19 protein-coding genes are annotated in these 18,664 nt (G+C 44.6%); 5 read left to right on the top strand and 14 right to left on the bottom strand.

Annotated features, from left to right (window positions below; translation table 11 throughout):
- Nucleotides 1-57 precede the first annotated feature (57 nt).
- The 3 genes from MZ182_RS03480 to MZ182_RS03470 are packed head-to-tail and all read right to left on the bottom strand — an operon-like array spanning nucleotide 58 to nucleotide 2,263.
- The gene (locus MZ182_RS03480; RefSeq protein WP_014609870.1) at nucleotides 58-795 is read right to left on the bottom strand and encodes a TIGR04219 family outer membrane beta-barrel protein; all 738 of its coding nucleotides are present in this window, start codon (nucleotides 793-795) and stop codon (nucleotides 58-60) included.
- A gap of 2 nt (nucleotides 796-797) precedes the next feature.
- A complete protein-coding gene (locus MZ182_RS03475; RefSeq protein WP_011790664.1) occupies nucleotides 798-1,766 on the bottom strand; it encodes a DUF2333 family protein in 969 nt (322 codons plus the stop codon).
- A gap of 11 nt (nucleotides 1,767-1,777) precedes the next feature.
- A complete protein-coding gene (locus MZ182_RS03470; RefSeq protein WP_011790665.1) occupies nucleotides 1,778-2,263 on the bottom strand; it encodes a copper chaperone PCu(A)C in 486 nt (161 codons plus the stop codon).
- Nucleotides 2,264-2,297: 34 nt separating this feature from the next.
- Here MZ182_RS03470 and MZ182_RS03465 point away from each other — a divergent pair, with 34 nt between their 5' ends.
- Complete coding sequence (locus MZ182_RS03465; RefSeq protein ID WP_248066242.1) at nucleotides 2,298-3,035, top strand: enoyl-CoA hydratase-related protein; 738 nt, start codon at nucleotides 2,298-2,300, stop codon at nucleotides 3,033-3,035.
- Nucleotides 3,036-3,147: 112 nt separating this feature from the next.
- On the opposite strand, the gene MZ182_RS03460 is transcribed toward MZ182_RS03465, so the two are convergent.
- From MZ182_RS03460 to dusA, 3 genes are all read right to left on the bottom strand, one after another.
- A complete protein-coding gene (locus MZ182_RS03460) occupies nucleotides 3,148-3,348 on the bottom strand; it encodes a PspC domain-containing protein (RefSeq protein ID WP_011790667.1) in 201 nt (66 codons plus the stop codon).
- A gap of 153 nt (nucleotides 3,349-3,501) precedes the next feature.
- Entirely contained in the window at nucleotides 3,502-3,792 is a 291-nt protein-coding gene (locus MZ182_RS03455) for a hypothetical protein (protein ID WP_011790668.1), read from the bottom strand.
- A gap of 198 nt (nucleotides 3,793-3,990) precedes the next feature.
- Entirely contained in the window at nucleotides 3,991-5,022 is a 1,032-nt protein-coding gene (gene dusA, locus MZ182_RS03450) for a tRNA dihydrouridine(20/20a) synthase DusA (protein WP_011790669.1), read from the bottom strand.
- Nucleotides 5,023-5,535: 513 nt separating this feature from the next.
- Between dusA and MZ182_RS03445 the strand changes: the two genes are divergently transcribed.
- The gene (locus MZ182_RS03445) at nucleotides 5,536-6,000 is read left to right on the top strand and encodes a chemotaxis protein CheX (protein WP_011790670.1); all 465 of its coding nucleotides are present in this window, start codon (nucleotides 5,536-5,538) and stop codon (nucleotides 5,998-6,000) included.
- A 73-nt stretch (nucleotides 6,001-6,073) separates the two neighbouring features.
- Here the strand turns inward: MZ182_RS03445 and alr are convergent, their stop codons facing one another.
- Nucleotides 6,074-7,150, bottom strand: a complete 1,077-nt coding sequence (alr, locus tag MZ182_RS03440) for an alanine racemase (RefSeq protein ID WP_011918693.1) — start codon at nucleotides 7,148-7,150, stop codon at nucleotides 6,074-6,076.
- A 142-nt stretch (nucleotides 7,151-7,292) separates the two neighbouring features.
- Nucleotides 7,293-8,699 carry a replicative DNA helicase gene (gene dnaB / locus MZ182_RS03435; RefSeq protein WP_011790672.1) on the bottom strand — a complete coding sequence of 469 codons (1,407 nt, stop codon included), beginning with the start codon at nucleotides 8,697-8,699 and terminating at the stop codon, nucleotides 7,293-7,295.
- Between the two features lie 118 nt (nucleotides 8,700-8,817).
- On the opposite strand from dnaB, the gene MZ182_RS03430 reads away from it, so the two are divergent.
- The gene (locus MZ182_RS03430; RefSeq protein WP_248066239.1) at nucleotides 8,818-11,016 is read left to right on the top strand and encodes a S46 family peptidase; all 2,199 of its coding nucleotides are present in this window, start codon (nucleotides 8,818-8,820) and stop codon (nucleotides 11,014-11,016) included.
- 239 nt (nucleotides 11,017-11,255) lie between these two features.
- Here MZ182_RS03430 and rplI read toward each other — a convergent pair whose 3' ends face one another.
- From rplI to rpsF, 4 genes are read right to left on the bottom strand one after another with little or no spacing between them, the layout of a single operon-like run.
- On the bottom strand, nucleotides 11,256-11,708 hold the full coding sequence (gene rplI / locus MZ182_RS03425; RefSeq protein WP_011790674.1) for a 50S ribosomal protein L9: 453 nt from the start codon (nucleotides 11,706-11,708) through the stop codon (nucleotides 11,256-11,258).
- A gap of 36 nt (nucleotides 11,709-11,744) precedes the next feature.
- Nucleotides 11,745-11,972 carry a 30S ribosomal protein S18 gene (rpsR, locus tag MZ182_RS03420; protein ID WP_006083042.1) on the bottom strand — a complete coding sequence of 76 codons (228 nt, stop codon included), beginning with the start codon at nucleotides 11,970-11,972 and terminating at the stop codon, nucleotides 11,745-11,747.
- Nucleotides 11,973-11,983: 11 nt separating this feature from the next.
- Entirely contained in the window at nucleotides 11,984-12,289 is a 306-nt protein-coding gene (priB, locus tag MZ182_RS03415) for a primosomal replication protein N (RefSeq protein WP_011790675.1), read from the bottom strand.
- Nucleotides 12,290-12,297: 8 nt separating this feature from the next.
- Nucleotides 12,298-12,693, bottom strand: a complete 396-nt coding sequence (gene rpsF, locus MZ182_RS03410) for a 30S ribosomal protein S6 (protein ID WP_011790676.1) — start codon at nucleotides 12,691-12,693, stop codon at nucleotides 12,298-12,300.
- Between the two features lie 213 nt (nucleotides 12,694-12,906).
- On the opposite strand from rpsF, the gene MZ182_RS03405 reads away from it, so the two are divergent.
- Complete coding sequence (locus MZ182_RS03405; RefSeq protein ID WP_011790677.1) at nucleotides 12,907-13,650, top strand: YdiY family protein; 744 nt, start codon at nucleotides 12,907-12,909, stop codon at nucleotides 13,648-13,650.
- A gap of 320 nt (nucleotides 13,651-13,970) precedes the next feature.
- Nucleotides 13,971-15,416 (top strand): MFS transporter, encoded by a 1,446-nt coding sequence (locus MZ182_RS03400; RefSeq protein ID WP_248066237.1) that lies wholly within the window; start codon nucleotides 13,971-13,973, stop codon nucleotides 15,414-15,416.
- A gap of 64 nt (nucleotides 15,417-15,480) precedes the next feature.
- On the opposite strand, the gene rlmB is transcribed toward MZ182_RS03400, so the two are convergent.
- Both rlmB and rnr read right to left on the bottom strand, forming a co-directional pair.
- Nucleotides 15,481-16,221 carry a 23S rRNA (guanosine(2251)-2'-O)-methyltransferase RlmB gene (gene rlmB, locus MZ182_RS03395; protein WP_248066235.1) on the bottom strand — a complete coding sequence of 247 codons (741 nt, stop codon included), beginning with the start codon at nucleotides 16,219-16,221 and terminating at the stop codon, nucleotides 15,481-15,483.
- Nucleotides 16,222-18,645, bottom strand: coding sequence for a ribonuclease R (rnr, locus tag MZ182_RS03390; RefSeq protein WP_248066233.1), 2,424 nt, complete (start codon nucleotides 18,643-18,645; stop codon nucleotides 16,222-16,224). It abuts the gene before it with no gap.
- Between the last annotated feature and the right edge of the window lie 19 nt (nucleotides 18,646-18,664).

Genomic DNA, 18,664 nt, shown 5'->3' with positions numbered 1-18,664 from the left:
AATGTCATTAAATAAAAAAACCGCCAATTGGCGGTTTTTTTATTTTCAGAATAAAGCTTAAAAAGTAATTTCTACACCTGCAAAATAGCCATCAAACTTAGTATCAGCACTGATCCCAGAAAAACTATTTACATCGAATAAAAACTCACGGTAGCCCACACGTACACGTGTATCTACTGCTAGGCCATCAAACTCCCACCCCAGACCTATGGCATAGTCATGGACATTCGATTCATTCACACCCAACATTAAATCCGCAAACCCAAATAAACCAAATCCAGGCATACCGATATGGGTGCTGGCATACCCCATAAAAATACCACTATCGACATCTTTTTCTTCTGGATGACCGGGATCTTGTACTCGCAATGATCCATTCATTAACTTGTAGGCTGCACCGAGATCGAATGACAAAATATCGTTATCTAACAACTCGTAATACAGCACAAAATCTGTGTTACTTAAATCGGTATAGCTAGTCACATTACCGGAAAAGTCATGCCCATTAAAGGTAAAGTCAGCACCTGACATTTTTCCTTTTTGATCAAGACTATTTTCACGAATTTTAAGGTTTGGTACAAATGGCAATGGATGTTCAACAGCAATCCAATAACTACCCTGAGCCGATGAACTGTAATTAAAAGTTTGCTGTGGTTGCCCTTTATCTGCAAAAGTACCACTGGTATCTGCACGCCAGTAGTCACCGCCAAGTTTAAAACCAACCACTGTTGCTGCCTGGGCCGATGTGGCCATCAAAAATCCTAATACAGCACTGGCAAGGAGTGTCTTTTTCATAATTAACCTTGAGATAGCAAGTTCGTTAAATCAATCACCGCGGCATTCGCACGGGATACATAGTTAGCCATAACCAATGAATGATTAGCGACTAGACCAAAACCACTGCCATTTAGTACAACAGGGCTCCAGACGGTTTGCTGAGTCGCCTCCAATTCACGAATGATTTGTTTTAAGCTCACTTCAGCATTTTTCTTCTTTAAAACATCAGCAAAATCGACTTCTACTGCACGCATAAAATTCAGGAGTGCCCATGAAGCACCACGACTTTCATAAAACACATCATCAATCTTCCACCAGCTTGTTTTTATCTGATGGCTTGCCAAATTAGGCGTCGATTGACGCGCAGAGTTATCACCAGCTAAGTCCGTGTTCAATCTTTCCTGACCCACACTCGCCGATAAACGCTGTGACATACTGCCTAAACGTTTTTGAATTTCTTTTAACCATTCGTTGAGATTGTCAGCCCGTGCATAGAACTGTGCATCTTGATTGTTAGGGTCCATCATGCGTGCACGATACAGTTTTAATAGTTTGACTGCATCACGGTATTCACTTTCTGCACTCGGCACTAACCAACTTGTATGGTCGATATTCAGTTTAGATTGTGCCTCACCCAAATCTTTATCCGCAGTAGACTGAGACTGTGAACGGCTAAACTCTTTACGCATGATAAGTGCTAAATCGCGAACTTGCTCTAACGCGCCAAATTCAAAGGCAGGCATATTATCCATAAAGATAGAAGGCGGTATCACATCGTTAGATAACCAACCGCCTTGTTTATCCAATAACGTTTCAACGGTTAAGATCAGCGATGTGGTGGTAGCAAAACCAACAACATTCTTATCTGTTGCAGTGAGTTCTTGAGGCGTAAGCGTATCGGGTTCAATACTCCACCACACACTCACTGCATAGCAGATTAAGACTAAAAATAAACCGACTCCGGTGACTTGCTTCCATGTTATTTGCATCAAGCGACTCCTTAATGATGATGGTGATGATGCTCTTGCTCAGCATTGTTTTCTGCTTGCTTATTGACGGGTAGTGTTATCGCCATGTTTTTGCCATCGTCAAACTGCAATAGCAATTCAACTTGTTGTTCTAAGACAAGAGGTGCTTTTAAACCAAGTAACATGACATGATTACCCGATGGCGTTAACGTCAATTTGCCATGGGATGGAATATCAAATCCCTCAACATGTCGCATTTTAACCATGCCTTGCTCTTCAATAATGGTGTGAAGTTGTGCTTCTTTTGCTACATCAGTTTGTACGCCAACAAGACGAAGCGCTTTATCTGTGTGGTTTTCAAGCGTAAAGTAAGCGGCGGTATTGGGCACTGTATCTGGCATAGCTCGTACATGCCCTTCGGTCACAACCACACTCGCCAACACAGAAAAAGATGCACAGGATAGTGCGAGACAATTAAACATCTGTTTGAATATTGGTTTCAATGTCTTAAACTCCATGTCTACCCAATGTCGTCGTAAAGGAAAACAACCCATGAGTCATATACAGGTTCAGGATGATCAAGGTGTCCGTATTATCAGCTTTAATCGCCCTGATAAACGCAATGCACTTGATCTTAATATGTATAAACAACTGACAGAATACCTGATCGAAGGTCAAGCAGACAACGACATTCGTGCCTTTATGCTCCATGGACAAGATAATTGTTTCACCTCAGGGAATGATATTGCAGACTTTTTGAAAAATAGTGACTTAGGGCCTAATCATCCCGCTGTACGTTTTTTATTTTGTCTACTCGAACTGAAAAAGCCACTCGTAGCGGCTGTGTCTGGTTCCGCCGTGGGTATAGGTACAACGGTTCTATTACACTGTGATCTTGTGTATGCCGATAACACTGCCAAATTTCAACTACCCTTTGTTAATCTGGCACTCGTGCCTGAGGCTGGTGCCAGCTTACTCTTACCTGAACTCGTTGGTTATCAAAAAGCGGCAGAACTACTCTTACTCGGAGAGAGTTTTGATGCCAATACAGCCTATCGACTTAACATGATTAACGAGATTATCGCTCAGGAAGATTTACTCAGTTACACTCTTAATCAAGCCAAAAAACTCGCTAACCAACCGCCACAAGCTCTGCAAATGACTCGCCAGTTGATGCGTCCACATAAGAATCGAGTACAACATCAAATGCATCAAGAGTTGGAACAATTTAGCGCTAGGCTAAAGAGTGATGAAGCAAAAGCCAGATTCCAGACTTTTCTAAAAAAATAATGTCACTAAACCGTTCAGTGCTCACTATTTGCATGAGGGTCAAGTGCCCTCTTTTTGATGGATTAAGCATTAACGCTTATAAGCTGTTTATAAGGTAATCTCTCAAACCAACTTAAATAGACTTCTTCCACTGGGTCACTAACAACGCTAATACAAAGTAAACCAATAAGCTGACACCAGGCATCAAGAGGATAGCGACAGCCCACACTGCTCTTGTCCAAAAACAAGACCAACCAAATTGCCATGCCATTCCGGAAGCAACACCGCAGACTAAACGATCTGCATTTTCCATACGCATTTGAACTCGTTTCATTTTAAACTCCCTCATCACTTAAATACGCGCTTATTTTTCGCTGCAACAGTGCCACTGAAACCAGCAGATAATTCCTGAAAACAACGCGAGGCTAATCACTGGTAGCAGTAGCAAAGTCACTAGATGGGCTACAAACCACATAGGCAGATCCTACTACTTCGCACTATATTCAACGGCTGCGGCCGATTCAGTTTTATTGTCAGCACTTAAGCTAAGTTGGTTATTAAAGTCGTAGATACTTTCTGCAAGTTGTGTGTGTAGTGACAGCACTAACTCACGTTTAGCACTCACTAACAACTCTTGAGCCTGCGTTGTGAGTGTTTTTTCAATTGCAACCGCCACATCTGACATTGGGGCTGCTTGGGCATGCACCATAGCACTACTGATTAATCCAACACATAACACACTCATTTGAACTGATTTTTTAAGATTTGAAGTAAACATGATGTCTTCCCTTTCGATTAATTAACTTGACAAAGGGAGTATTACAAATGACGTGCCAACTTTAAAAAAAACGAATAACACACTGAAAATAAATAAATTTATTTAAGGTGAATTTAGAGAGGTAAAAATTAAAAATAAGAAGTGGTGAAAAAAACTACTCACTTTAGCTAATTTCACCATTTTTTATCAGAACAAAAATCACACAGTCATTTCTGTCTGGATACTTTGAAAGGCCTGCCTAACAGTCTCGATCCCTGCACCATTTTTATGGGCGTTTTCACTTAAATAACGACGCCAAGCCCGAGCACCTGGTAACCCTTGAAATAAACCAATCATATGGCGAGTGATATGATTTAAGCGTCCACCCGCCTGCAAATGCGCTTCAATATAGGGCAACATAGCCTCAATGACATCCTCACGGCTAATTACCGCTCTTTGACTACCGCAAAGCACTTGATCAACCCGCGCAAGTATATAAGGATTTTGGTACGCCTCACGCCCCATCATCACTCCATCAAGTTGTGCTAAATGCCCTTGCGCTTGCTCAAGTGTTGTAACTCCACCATTAATACTGATATTCAGCACGGGATAATCACGTTTAAGTTGATATACTCGCTCATAATCAAGTGGTGGGATCTCGCGATTTTCTTTTGGACTCAATCCTTGTAACCAAGCCTTACGAGCATGAATAGTAAAATCCGTGCATCCCTTGGCGTTGACAATATCGATAAAGTACGTGAGAAATTCATAACTGTCTTGCTCATCAATACCGATGCGGGTTTTGACTGTAACTGGAATATCAACAACTTGCTTCATGGCATCCACACACTCAGCCACAAGCTCAGGCTCAGCCATTAAACAAGCACCGAAACGACCATTTTGCACGCGATCTGAAGGGCAACCTACATTGAGATTCACTTCATCATAACCGCGCTCCGCCGCGAGTTTAGCGCAACGCGCTAAATCCTGCGGGTTAGAACCACCTAACTGCAGTGCCAAAGGATGCTCTTCTTGGTTATAGGCCAAGTAATCACCACGACCATGCAGTATCGCCCCTGTAGTCACCATTTCTGTGTATAACAATGCCTTAGCCGACATTAAACGTGCAAAATAACGATAGTGCCGGTCCGTCCAATCCAACATAGGCGCAATGGAAAAGGTTCTATCGAGTGAGTAAGTATCAATATTGTTATTTTTCAAAGTATTAACATCTATTCTGTGTTGAGACATGATGGACTCTTTCCAAGTGGCTTCTTGCCTAGCTAGCCATTGTAAAATTGAAACATTGTAAGCTCACGCTCAAGTTAACCCATGACTAGATTGACGATAACAACGCAAAAAGCACAGACAGAAATAGCCATTGCCCTTTCGTGCTCACAATATATTAGCCGCGCATTATACCGCTAATCGCGTATATTGTGGAAATTAAGGCGGCGGAGAATAAGCAAAGACCCCCTTATCAATATGCTTAGTATCGTAAACGAAGATCGCGATTTATCTCCCTGTGAATAAGCAACGGACTTCTTTTTCAGCAAACACGAGATAACAAGGTATTTGGAATGCCTCCTCCCTAGCAATATTCAAATAAAGGATAAGAAAATGGTCAAATTAGCCGTACATTTATATCGAGTTCATCTAAGCTGATAGAGTGTGATCCTAGTTGCGGCGATTAAACCACTTTTCGACTAGTCTTAAATAAGCCACAACCGACAGGCTTAGAGCTAAAAGAGGACAAATTTAGGCATGAACGTCAATTTTATTAACCCTTTCCTACAATCTCTACTCAATGTTATTTCAACAATGGCGAGTATGGATTTGACGCCGGGCAAGCCCCAAATAAAAAATGATAACTTAGCCAAAGGAGATGTTTCCGGATTGATCGGTATGGTTGGGCCACAGACTAAAGGATCCTTGTCGATTACATTTGAGCAAACGCTTGTACTACAGATTATGCAGAATATGCTCGGTGAGAACCCTGGCAAAATTAATGAGGAAGTCACCGATTTGGTCGGTGAAATCACCAATATGGTCACAGGTGGCGCTAAAAATCTTTTAGGGCAAAAAGGATATGAATTTGAAATGGCTACGCCTATGGTCGTATCAGGAAAAGGCCATACAATTTCCCATAAAGCCAATGGCACCAAAATTATTATGCCTTTTACTAGCCCACATGGTACTGCTTTTATTGAAATCTGTTTTGAAAGCTAACAGTGAGTAAATCGCTACTGTTATTAAAAGAAAACGGCACATACGTGCCGCTGATTAACCTAAAAAACGCTATCTAAGCTAAACATACCGCCACCCTTGGCGTGAGTTTAGTCACCAACTCATAAGCGATAGTGCCGATCCTTTCTGCCACTTCTTCGACAGGTAAGTCCTGCCCCCAAAGTAGAACATCATCACCGACTTTATCAGTCGCATCTTGGCCTAAATCCACAGTGAGCATATCCATAGAGACACGGCCAACGATGGGCACTCTACGGCCATTAACCCATACAGGTGTACCTTCGGGCGCATTACGAGGATAGCCATCGCCGTAACCAATAGCGACTACACCTAAACGGGTATCTTGTTTGGCCGTCCAATAACAGCCATAACCGACTGGCTGATTGGCTTTATGATCACGCACGGCGATAAGGCGCGAAACGAGATTCATCGCGGGGATAAGCCCATGATTTGTACCACAATCGCCAGCAACGGGAGACACTCCATAAAGTGCGATACCGGGTCTAATCCAATCACCTTGGCTTTTGGGCCAATAAAGCGCTCCTGCAGAATTAGCTAAGGTTCTAAAACCCGGTAAGCCCGCCGTCAATTCATTAAAAGCGGCCATTTGTACATCTGTATAATGGTTATCCGGTTCATCGGCACAGGCAAAATGCGTCATCAGATGAATGGGTTTTGCGATATTAGGGCAAGCCATCAATCTTGCATAAACGGTGGCAAATTGCTCAGGCGTGACCCCTAATCTGTGCATGCCAGAATCCACTTTAAGCCAGACGGTGACAGGTTTAGTGAGCTTAACCTGCTCTAACATCTCTATTTGCGATTCATGGTGAACCACAGTGTCAATATCGTGGGCAACCAGTAAAGGTAAGTCCGTGCTACGAAAGAATCCCTCGAGTAACAACAGTCGCGCCTTTACACCACCCGCTCGTAATTCTAGCGCTTCTTCTAAACGCGCCAACCCAAAACCATCGGCGTTCACAAGACAATTGGCCACATTCAGTAATCCATGGCCGTAACCATTGGCCTTAACAACAGCCATCACTTGGCTTGCGCTGGCCTGCTGACGCAGCACTGCTAAGTTGTTTTGCAGTGCACTACTGCTAATTTCTGCACGGGGAAAAGGTTTCAAAATTTACCTTGCCTATTCTGGAAAAAGTCAGGAAATAAAAAGCCAGAGAAATAAAAAGAATACATAAGCGTTGCTTATCTTCTATCACCATCAACTTGTTCTTGTAAAACTCACTATCTATATGCTCAGACACGTCAATCGCTTAATCTTCTTCAAACTGAGGGCCTGCATAATTATCGAAGCGAGAATACTGACCTTGGAAGGTTAAGCGTACCCGTCCAATAGGACCGTTACGCTGCTTACCGATAATAATTTCGGCCGTGCCTTTGTCTGGAGAATCGTTGTTATACACTTCATCACGGTAAATAAACATGATGAGATCCGCATCCTGCTCGATAGATCCCGATTCACGTAAGTCTGAGTTGACCGGACGTTTATCGGCTCGTTGCTCCAGTGATCGGTTAAGCTGAGACAGGGCAATAACAGGGATCTCTAGTTCTTTCGCCAAGGCTTTAAGTGAGCGAGAGATTTCGGCAATTTCAAGCGTTCGGTTTTCAGATAAAGCGGGCACTTGCATCAACTGTAAGTAGTCGACCATGATCATAGATAAGCCACCGTATTCACGAGCAATACGACGGGCGCGGCTACGCACTTCCGTCGGCGTTAAACCAGAACCATCGTCGATATACATTTTACCCTGCTCGAGCATAATCCCCATGGTCGATGACACCCTCGCCCAATCTTCATCATCAAGTTGACCAGTACGGATTTTAGTCTGATCGACGCGGCCTAATGAGGCGAGCATACGCATCATAATTTGTTCGGATGGCATCTCGAGACTGAAAATAAGTACGGGTTTATCTTCATTCATCGCTGCCTGTTCGCAGAGGTTCATCGCAAAGGTCGTTTTACCCATGGATGGACGTGCCGCCACGATAATCAAGTCGCCAGATTGGAAACCTGCGGTCATTTTATCGAGATCACTAAAACCACTCGATACCCCAGTTACACCGTTGTGCGGGTTGTTATAGAGTTTCTCAATCTTATCGACGGTTTTTTCAAGAATGGTTTTGATGCCTTCAGGGCCTTCGTTGGCATTGGTGCGTTGCTCAGCAATCTTAAAGACTTTGCTTTCGGCTAAATCGAGCAAAGCACTGGAGTCTCGGCCTTCGGGGTTATAACCCGCATCGGCAATTTCATGGGCGACGCGGATCATCTCTCTGACTACTGCACGTTCGCGAACAATCTCAGCATAGGAGACAATATTGCCAGCACTGGGAGTATTCTTAGCAATTTCACCTAAGTAGGCAAATCCACCAGCCTCTTCAAGCTGATTTTCAAGCTCAAGTTGCTCAGAAACCGTGATCAAATCGATGGGCTGACTGGTTTCCACTAGGCGGTGCATCGCCGCAAAAATCATCCGGTGCGAGCGCGAGTAAAAATCTTCTTTTACGACCGTTTCAGCCACCTTATCCCAAGCATCGGCGTCCAACATTAGGCCGCCTAATACCGATTGTTCAGCCTCAATAGAATGCGGTGGCAGCTTGAGTCCATCTAGCTGCAAATCTCTTGGCTTACTTTTAGGCTTAAAAGCACCTTGTTGTGACATTAACACTCCCGATTTCCAACAACTTAACAAAATATGATATAAAACCCGCGTTAAGCAACAGGTGGTTTACCTGTTATCCTGTTCCAACGGACACTCTAACAATCAATAAGGAAAAGACATGCGTATTGCACTGGTTGCGACCTTAGTATTGACATCCGGCATAGCGAATGCCGACGAAGGGCAATGGCAACCTTATCAAATGCCTTCAATTGCAGACAAACTCAGTGAACGCGGAATCGACATTTCTGCCGAAAAACTGGCCGATCTAACTAGCTATCCAATGAATGCCGTTGTCGGGCTGGGCTATTGTACCGCCAGTTTTGTCTCCCCCCAAGGGCTAGTTGTGACAAACCATCATTGTGCCTACAAAGCGATACAATATAACACTAAGCAAGAACATAACTATCTAGAACAAGGCTTTTTAGCCACATCAATGGATAAAGAACCTTCGGCTGGGCCGAACGAGCGTTTATATATTACCGAAGCCGTCACCGATGTAACCAAGGACGTCACTAAAGAGTTAAGCCAAGATCCCCTCACCCGCTATGAAGAAATTCAAAATAATAGCAAAGCACTCATAAAAAACTGTGAAGTGGATGATAACTATCGCTGTAATGTCCGTAGTTTTCATAACGGCTTAGAATACTACTTAATCAAGCAATTGATGATCCGCGATGTACGTTTAGTCTATGCACCGCCAGAAAGTGTTGGCGGCTACGGTGGTGATATCGATAACTACGAGTACCCACGCCACTCGGGGGATTTTGCCTTCCTACGGGCTTACGTGGGTAAAGATGGTAAGCCCGCAGCCTATGCGGAGGATAACATTCCCTACAAACCGAAAAGCTACCTTAAAGTGAATGCCGATGGCGTTAAGGCTGGTGATGGCGTGTTTGTTGCGGGTTATCCCGGAACGACTAGCCGCTATAATCTCACTAGTGAGCTTAAATTTGCCAGTGATTGGCTCTATCCAACCCAAGCCAAACGCTATCAATTACAGATTGATACCATCGACGCTATGGGGCAAGAAGATGCAGATATCGCCATAAAATACGCTGGTAATATGGCCTCAATGGCCAACCGAATGAAGAAACTTAATGGTTTGTTAGCGGGCTTTAAAGCCACGGATATCATTGGCATTAAGCAAAGCCGTGAAGATAACTTTTTAGCTTGGCTTAAACAAAACCCTAAACTAAATCAAAATCTTATTGCAGAACTAGAAGTGTTACTCGCCGAGCAGCAACAAGTATTCCAGAGTAATTATTACTTTACCAATGCCCAATCGAGCACACTGTTAACCGCCGCTAACAGCCTTTATCGCCTTGCGAAGGAAAAACAAAAGAGCGATGCTGAACGCGAAATTGGTTATCAAGAGCGTGATTTGGCGATGTTTAGCTCGCGCTTAAAACGTATCGATTCAAGCTTTCACGTTGACGTAGATAAGACCCTATGGCGACAAGACCTCACAGCGTATCTTGCTCAACCGAATCGCATAGCAGCCCTTGATGATGCACTGGATCTCAACAATAAAGAGACAAATCTCGAGGCCAAACTCGATGGTTTGTATTCACTCACGACGCTCACAGACCAAGCCCAGCGTCTCGCCTGGATGGATGCCGATACGACAACCTTCGAAACCAGTACCGATCCCTTTATTCGTTTAGCCGTTGCGCTCTACGATACCAATATGGCACAGGAGAAAGCGGAAAAAATACTCGATGGTAAGTTATCGACTGCGCGTCCTGACTATATGGCCGCGGTTATCGAGTATTACAAAGCCAATAACTGGCCTGTCTACCCTGATGCCAACGGTACACTTCGTATCAGCTACGGTATGGTGGATGGTTATCAATCCCGTGATGCACTCTATAAACAGCCGTTTACTCGTCTGGATGGCATAGTGGCTAAACACACAGGAGCCGAACCCTACAATGCCCCCAAAAAACTGCTCGATGCGATTCACGAGCAACGCTTTGGCGATCATCTTGTGAAGTCAGTTTATCAAGATCCCCGCGGCTGGATTTGCAAGCTATTTTCTTGTTTAGACAAGCCTGAAGAATTTAACTCAGTACCGGTTAACTTCTTATCGAGTGTAGATACCACAGGTGGCAACTCAGGTTCACCCGTCTTTAACGGTAAAGGGGAATTGGTGGGCCTTAACTTCGACTCTACCTATGAAGCGATTACTAAGGATTGGTTCTTCAATCCGACAATCACCCGCGCCGTACACGTGGATATCCGTTATATCCTGTGGATGATGGATAAAGTTGACCATGCCGATAATCTGATTAAAGAACTGGATTTAGTGAGAAATTAATCTTCTAAGCTAAATCAGTTGCTATAGACAAAAAACCGCTCACTGTTATGCAATGAGCGGTTTTTATTTAAGCGAGCTTAGCCACTTATGTAGTTTAAGATTGAATGTGTACCGATTACTTACCGCATTCATTCCCTATCAAAACTTGCTCAAGCCATAACATGGCGCCCAACACTGAATTTCAACCATAAAAAAAACACCGCCGAAGCGGTGTTTTTTTAGTTTAAAGCAGTATGTAATTAAGCTTCTGCAACGATAGAAACTTTAACAACAGCTTTAACTTCAGTGTGTAACTGAACTTCAACTTCGAAGTCGCCAGTAGTACGCAGAGCGCCTAATGGTAAACGAACTTCTGATTTAGCCAGCTCAACACCAGCAGCAGTTACTGCATCAGCGATGTCACGGTTGCCAACTGAACCAAACAGTTTGCCTTCATCACCCGCTTTAGAAGCGATAACAACCGCTTCCAGTGCAGTAATTTTCTCAGCGCGTTGGTTAGCAGCAGCTAATTCAGCAGCTAATTTAGCTTCTAATTCAGCGCGACGAGCTTCAAATACTTTAACGTTGCTTTCGTTAGCAACAACAGCTTTACCTTGTGGCAGCAGGTAGTTACGAGCGTAACCAGCCTTAACTACAACTTGGTCACCCAAGTTACCTAGGTTAGCGATTTTATCAAGCAGAATAACGTTCATTATCAAATCCTCTATATTCGATTAGGAATACTGCAATTACTGATGTAAATCAGTGTATGGCAGTAGAGAAAGATAACGAGCACGCTTGATAGCGCGAGCTAGTTGGCGCTGATATTTAGCACTAGTACCAGTGATACGGCTTGGAACAATTTTGCCGCTTTCAGTGATGTAGTTCTTTAAAGTAACGATATCTTTGTAATCAATCTCTGCAACACCTTCAGCGGTGAAACGGCAGAACTTGCGACGACGGAAATAACGTGCCATGTGACAGTCTCCTAAGTTTTCAATTCGACATTTTCGGCATGGATAACTAAGCGGTTTTGACCATTTCGCCCTTGTTGGAGCGTCATAAAGCCTTGCACTTGCACTTCCACACCTGCTTTCAGATTGTCTGCGACGCTTTCAAAGCGCGGGCCACTCAATATCACTTGTATTTGTACGTAGACGTTGCGGAGCATATCTGCTTCATAACGCTGCGATTTGTGTTCCAGCATAATCACACTGTGTGCAATCCCTGCTGGGCTTTTAAAGCGTCTGGAACGGGTTATGGTTCCGGACAACACCAAGCTATTGGTGGTCACAGATAAACTTACTCACCGATTTCTTCAGCGTGAGCTTCATCGTATGAGCGTTCGCCAGCTGGGCCACGACGTGAATCGCGCTCATCTCTAGCTCTAGCCATTGGAGATGCTTCAGTAACGGCAACTTTAGTACGCATTACCATGTTACGCAGAACTGCGTCGTTGAAACGGAAAGCTGTTTCTAGCTCTTCGATCGTTTCTGCAGGTGCTTCAACGTTCATCAGAACGTAGTGAGCTTTATGCAGATCTTGGATTGGGTAAGCCAATTGGCGACGGCCCCAATCTTCTAAACGGTGGATTGTGCCGTTAGCTTCGGTGATAACACCTGTGTAACGCTCAATCATACCTGGTACTTGTTCACTTTGATCTGGGTGAACCATAAATACGATTTCGTAATGACGCATTTATTGCTCCTTACGGTTATGTAGCCTCGGTATTGGCTCAGTCAAACCAAATAGAGGCAAGGAACGAAAATTAGTGACTGATTTGAGCGCGAGATAGTACAGAAAGCAGACGCGAAACTCAAGCAATAACTTTGCCTCGCTTGCCAATACAGGTATGATGACGCCTCGCCCCCATTCGGATATCTGAAATCAGCCAACCAAGAATAAAATACAATGCTAAAAGTTACCGCTCTTATCAGTTTATGTTCTCTTTCAATGCCAGCATTTGCGCTCGTCCCCCCCGACTATCAGGAGCCTCCTAGCGACTTTACGGCTGAAGTCGAAGCAGGATTACAGCTAAACACAGGTAATACCGAATCGAGTAGTTTTAATGGCCGAACCCAGCTCATTTACGACACGAAACAAACCAAACAAGAAGCCACATTAAAAGCTTACTTTGCATCCGAAAAAAGCCAAACCACTTCAGAAAAATATGAACTGCAATTGCAGTCAAACTATAAGCTCAATAAAGGGTATGTTTTTGGCCGTGGGGACTTTACGTGGGACCAATTTGGTAGCTATACCCAGATATCAACACTTTCAAGTGGTTATGGTTTTAATGCTATTAGTAATCATAAAACAAAGCTGAGTCTCGAAATAGGTCCTGGTTACCGTTATAACTTACCCGCTGAGTCTACTTCTGTTCCCGATCCAGACGCAGAAAAAGATGCCATTTTACGTACAGCGGCGAAGTTTTCTCAAAAACTACAGGAATACACGAGTATCAATGCCGATCTCACCGCTGAAGTTGGGGAAAATAACAACACACTGACTTTAGATATGAGCTACAAAAACCTCGTATTTCAGGATTGGGCGTTTAAAATTGGAATGAACATTAAATACACTGAAGTGGTTCCCGAAGGGAGTCAGCAAACTGATACGATAACGACATTCAATCTACTCTATACATTTAGGTAAATTGTTTGGATTAATGGACCATCGATTAACCTTGGTTAAACCCAAACTCCTTGTGCAAAACCGCCATTATCTCCGTGTAATCTGAAGCACCATTTATGCTTCTGTGGTCATAATTTAGTGACCCATACACAAAAACGAAAAATAAATCGATAATCACCAACAATTTGCAACACTCTACAAACACCAACCCCTGATATACTAGCCAAGAATTATCTTGTTTGCGTTTTTGGCTGTGTTGGTGTTTAGAGTGATTTGACACTTTTTTATACAAGGCAGACAAAATTCAACATCGGAAAGTTAACACGCCTTAGGAGTAGTATATGGCAAACCCGCTACGCACTTTCGCCTCTTTATATAGCACAACGCTCTTAACTGTGTTGGCAGGTGGCTTACTTACCACTTATTTAGGACTTAGGCTCTCTGTAGCGAATGTGCCACAACTTTGGATTGGTAGCATGATGTCTGCCTATTACGTCGGCCTCGTTGCTGGCTCCAAGATAGGGCATAAACTTATCGCTCAGGTCGGCCATATTCGTGCATTTGTGGCAAGTGCGGGTATCGTTGCGGCATCGGCATTATGTCACGCTCTCGTTAATGATCTATTTATATGGATACTACTTAGACTTATCGTTGGCATGGGGATGATGTGCCAATATATGGTGCTTGAAAGCTGGTTAAATGAACAAGCGGAAAATAGTCAACGTGGCACTGTATTCGCGAGCTACATGATCGTCTCTTACTTTGGCTTAATCCTCGGACAGGGGGCCATTAGTATCTATCCCGAACTGGGTTTAGAACCCTTATTGCTTATCGCCATTTGTTTTGCACTGTGTATTGTACCTATTTCACTTACCCGCCGAATTCACCCTGCGCCACTGATACCAGCGCCACTGCAAATTACTCATTACTGGAAAAAAGCCCCACAGGCCCTCACCACCATTGCAATAGGCAGCATGATCGTCGGCTCCTTTTATGGTCTCGCTCCCGCCTATGCCAGTAATTTAGGATTACCACCGGAGAAAGTCGCAACCTACATGACTGCCACTATCCTTGCAGGACTTTTGGCACAATGGCCGATGGGCAAACTGTCCGACATTATGCCCCGCAGCAGGCTTATTCGTATCAACTGCGTGCTCCTCGGTATTTTAGCTCTGGGCATTGCACTCACACCCTATCACCCCCTCATTTCATTGGTGATGACTTTCCTTTTTGGGATCCTTGGATTTACTTTTTATCCATTGGCAACAGCCTTAGCTAACTCTCGGGTAGAGCAAAGTGAACGCGTGGGTTTGTCAGCCACAATCTTACTCACCTTTGGTCTGGGTGCCAGTATCGGTCCATTAATCGCATCCACCCTAATGCAATGGCTAGGCAATAACATGCTCTATGGTTTTATGTCCGCCTGCACGTTAGTACTCTTTTTACGCTTACGTTATGTCAACTCACTGCAAAAAACGGAAACAAATATCACCCAAGACTACATAATGGCGACAGGGGATTTAGTCTCGTCTCCACTGGCTGCAGCACTTGATCCTCGGGTGGACGTCGAGTCAATTCAGGAGCATATGACTCCGAATCCAGAAGAATATGAGGATCAAGAAGATTTAGGTGCAGATGCGATAACGAGTGATGACGAAGATGATGATCAACAACTTGCCTTTAGTTTCGATATGGAACCCGTTCGCACTTTCGCCTCACAAATGGAGACGATAGTGCCGCTTGATGAACAAGTCTGCGAGACAAAAGATTTAGCTAAACCTATTTAATTAATCAATTAATAAAAAAGACGGAAAATATCCGTCTTTTTATGGCTTATAACGAGTAATTTAATTAGCTACGGCGTTGACGCACTGCTTCAAATAAGCAAATACCTGTCGCGACCGAGACATTCAAGCTAGACACGCTTCCCGCCATAGGGATAGAAATAAGCGAATCACAAGACTCACGACTTAAACGGCGTAAGCCTTTATCTTCAGCGCCCATAGCAATCGCCAATGGCCCTTTAAGATCCGCTTGATAAAGCTCGCAATCAGCCTCGCCCGCCGTGCCCACAATCCACACACCTTTATCCTGTAGATGGCGCATCGTGCGCGCAAGATTAGTGACTTGGAATAAAGGGACGGTTTCTGCCGCGCCACATGCCACTTTACTCACTGTCGCCGTTAAGCCAACCGAGTTATCCTTAGGGACGATAATACCTTGCACGCCCGCCGCATCGGCATTACGTAGGCAAGCACCTAAGTTATGGGGATCGGTCACACCATCCAAGATCAACAGGAATGGTTGCTCAGTGTTAGCAAGTAGCACATCTAAATCTTGCTCATTCAATACTTTTGCCGCTTTGACGCGCGCGACTATGCCTTGATGTTGGCTGCTTTCCGCTTTGTCATCCAAGGCTTTACGAGAAGCCACTTGAATCGTCGTACCAAAGGCCTTAGCCTGATCGGCAAGCACAGTTAAACGCTCATCATCACGACCTTGTAACAGCCACAACTCAATAATGCGCTCAGGGCTGTGTTTTAACAGGGCTTCAACTGCGTGGATCCCAAAAATAATATCTTGTTTTTTCATTTATTTCTTTCTCGTGCTCCGCTTCGCGGCTTTTGGCTTTTTAGCCGGATCTTTTACAGTTGCTTTTTTGGCTTTAGCACCCGCTTTGGCCTTAGGTTTGGCTTTGCCTGTTCCAACTTTGGCGCTAGATGCCGCGGTTTTGCCCGCTTTACCTTGCTTAGCACCTTCACGATTAACACGCTCACGGGCTGTCATAGGTTTATCACGGCTAGCTGATACTTTACGCTTGCCACCTTTGCTATCATCACCCAGCATGATCAAATCAATCTGTCTGTCATCTAAGTTGACTGCAGCAACCTTAACCGTCACCGGATCGCCCACTTGATACACTTGCCCTGTGTGCTCGCCGATAAGACGCTGACGCATAGGATCGAACTGGTAGTAATCGCTACCTAGGCTTGAGATATGCACTAAGCCATCGATAAACAGTTCATTTAAGCGCACAAACAAACCAAAACTGGTTACTGAGGCAATCACAGCTTCAAAGGTATCACCGACGTGATCTTGCATAAACTCGCACTTGAGCCAATCGCTAACATCGCGAGTCGCTTCATCGGCACGACGTTCTGTGGTCGAACACTCTTCACCTAATTGGTCGAGTTCATCGAGTTGATAGTGGTAGCCACCATCCTGCGTCCACTTCTCAGTGGTTTCGCCTCTTTCCTTCGCGAGTAAATAACGGATCACACGATGTAACACTAAATCCGGATAGCGGCGAATGGGCGAGGTAAAATGCGCATATTCTTCTAAGGCTAAACCGAAGTGGCCTTCATTATCCGGTGTATAAATTGCTTGACGCATAGAGCGCAGCAACATCACTTGGATAAGTTCAGCATCGGGACGGTCGGCAATTTGCAGCATCACGTTCTGATAATCTGACGGCGTTGGCTCAAGCCCGCCAGTCATAGTCAAGCCACGCTCGGCCAAAAACTCTTTAAAGTTCGCTAGCTTTTGCTCTGATGGCGCTTCATGTACACGATACAAGACTTCGCCTTTGTGTTTCTTCACAAACTTAGCCGCCGAAACGTTGGCTAAAATCATACATTCTTCAATGATTTTATGTGCTTGATTGCGGCCACGTGGCACAATTTTTTCAATCTTGCGCTGCTCATTAAAAATAAACTGCGTTTCCATGGTCTCAAAGGCAATCGCGCCGCGCTCGGCTCGCTGCTCATCGAGCGCTAAATACAATGATTGTAAACACTGCAAATGTGGGAATAAGGCCTCGTGCTCTGGTGCAATCGGGCCGCCTTCTAACATCTCTGCCACTTGGGTATAAGTGAAACGGGCATGGGAATACATCACAGCCGGATAAAATTTGTAACCCGATAACTTACCTTTTGCAGATACCGTCATCTCAGCGACCATACATAAACGGTCGACGTGAGGATTAAGCGAACATAAGCCGTTAGAGATTTTCTCTGGCAACATAGGGATAACTTGCGACGGGAAATACACTGAATTACCACGGGCACGCGCTTCAGTATCTAATGCCGAATCGGTGCGTACATAGTAACTGACGTCCGCAATCGCCACCCATAAACGCCAGCCGCCACCTGCTTTTTTCTCGGCATACACAGCATCATCAAAATCACGAGCATCTTCCCCGTCAATAGTCACTAAGGGGAGATGACGTAAATCCACACGGCCTACTTTATCGGCTTCGGTCACTTCATCGGGAATACGGCGCAGTTTCTTCTCGATCACGGGTGACCAAGTATGGGGTAAATCATAATTACGCAGGGCAATTTCGATTTCCATCCCCGGCGCCATTTGCTTACCAAGCACTTCGGTCACTTTACCCGCAGCCTTAACAAAACGGCCTGGGCGACGCGTTAATTCAACCACAACCACATCACCTTGACGGGCGCCATTGCGGTCTTCATTGGCGACTAAAATTTCTTGGGTAATGCGTTTATCATCGGCAATCACAAATGCCATACCGCTATCGACATGATAGCGACCGACAATTGCAGCACTGCGAGGCTGAATAAGGCGTACAATACGGGCTTCGCGGCGGCCTCGACGATCTAACCCTGCCTTTTGCGCCAGTACTTTATCACCGTGGAAGTACATCAACATATCGCGGTTGGAGATAAATAAGTCATCACCGCCTTCATCGGGCTTGAAAAAGCCAAAGCCTTCCCTATGCCCAAGAACGATGCCGGAAATTAAGTCCATCTTCTCTGGTAAGCCATAGCTTTGTCCGCGGGTGAACACCAGTTCGCCATCGCGTTCCATCGCACGTAGGCGACGCCTTAAGGCTTCTAGTTGCTCTTCCTCGTGAATGTTTAACGCTGCGGCGATGCTGTCACGAGTGATGGGTGATTTTTGAGAACGTAAGTATTCGATAATATACTCACGGCTTGGGATAGGGTTTTCGTACTTATCCTGTTCACGCTCAAAATGAGGGTCTTTTATCATTCAATATCCAAATAATGTG

This window comes from Shewanella sp. JNE2, assembly GCF_023159115.1.
Taxonomy (GTDB): Bacteria; Pseudomonadota; Gammaproteobacteria; order Enterobacterales; family Shewanellaceae; genus Shewanella; species Shewanella putrefaciens.
The sequence above is the reverse complement of the archived record's forward strand: the minus strand, read 5'-3'. Positions and strand labels throughout refer to the sequence as shown.

What these genes read in the sequence shown, in the direction of transcription:
- MZ182_RS03480 (WP_014609870.1), bottom strand. Translation starts at nt 795, where the DNA reads ATGAAAAAGACACTCCTTGCCAGTGCTGTATTAGGATTTTTGATGGCC.
- MZ182_RS03475 (WP_011790664.1), bottom strand. Translation starts at nt 1,766, where the DNA reads ATGCAAATAACATGGAAGCAAGTCACCGGAGTCGGTTTATTTTTAGTC.
- MZ182_RS03470 (WP_011790665.1), bottom strand. Translation starts at nt 2,263, where the DNA reads ATGGAGTTTAAGACATTGAAACCAATATTCAAACAGATGTTTAATTGT.
- MZ182_RS03465 (WP_248066242.1), top strand. Translation starts at nt 2,298, where the DNA reads ATGAGTCATATACAGGTTCAGGATGATCAAGGTGTCCGTATTATCAGC.
- MZ182_RS03460 (WP_011790667.1), bottom strand. Translation starts at nt 3,348, where the DNA reads ATGAAACGAGTTCAAATGCGTATGGAAAATGCAGATCGTTTAGTCTGC.
- MZ182_RS03455 (WP_011790668.1), bottom strand. Translation starts at nt 3,792, where the DNA reads ATGTTTACTTCAAATCTTAAAAAATCAGTTCAAATGAGTGTGTTATGT.
- dusA (WP_011790669.1), bottom strand. Translation starts at nt 5,022, where the DNA reads ATGTCTCAACACAGAATAGATGTTAATACTTTGAAAAATAACAATATT.
- MZ182_RS03445 (WP_011790670.1), top strand. Translation starts at nt 5,536, where the DNA reads ATGAACGTCAATTTTATTAACCCTTTCCTACAATCTCTACTCAATGTT.
- dnaB (WP_011790672.1), bottom strand. Translation starts at nt 8,699, where the DNA reads ATGTCACAACAAGGTGCTTTTAAGCCTAAAAGTAAGCCAAGAGATTTG.
- MZ182_RS03430 (WP_248066239.1), top strand. Translation starts at nt 8,818, where the DNA reads ATGCGTATTGCACTGGTTGCGACCTTAGTATTGACATCCGGCATAGCG.
- rplI (WP_011790674.1), bottom strand. Translation starts at nt 11,708, where the DNA reads ATGAACGTTATTCTGCTTGATAAAATCGCTAACCTAGGTAACTTGGGT.
- rpsR (WP_006083042.1), bottom strand. Translation starts at nt 11,972, where the DNA reads ATGGCACGTTATTTCCGTCGTCGCAAGTTCTGCCGTTTCACCGCTGAA.
- rpsF (WP_011790676.1), bottom strand. Translation starts at nt 12,693, where the DNA reads ATGCGTCATTACGAAATCGTATTTATGGTTCACCCAGATCAAAGTGAA.
- MZ182_RS03405 (WP_011790677.1), top strand. Translation starts at nt 12,907, where the DNA reads ATGCTAAAAGTTACCGCTCTTATCAGTTTATGTTCTCTTTCAATGCCA.
- MZ182_RS03400 (WP_248066237.1), top strand. Translation starts at nt 13,971, where the DNA reads ATGGCAAACCCGCTACGCACTTTCGCCTCTTTATATAGCACAACGCTC.
- rlmB (WP_248066235.1), bottom strand. Translation starts at nt 16,221, where the DNA reads ATGAAAAAACAAGATATTATTTTTGGGATCCACGCAGTTGAAGCCCTG.
- rnr (WP_248066233.1), bottom strand. Translation starts at nt 18,645, where the DNA reads ATGATAAAAGACCCTCATTTTGAGCGTGAACAGGATAAGTACGAAAAC.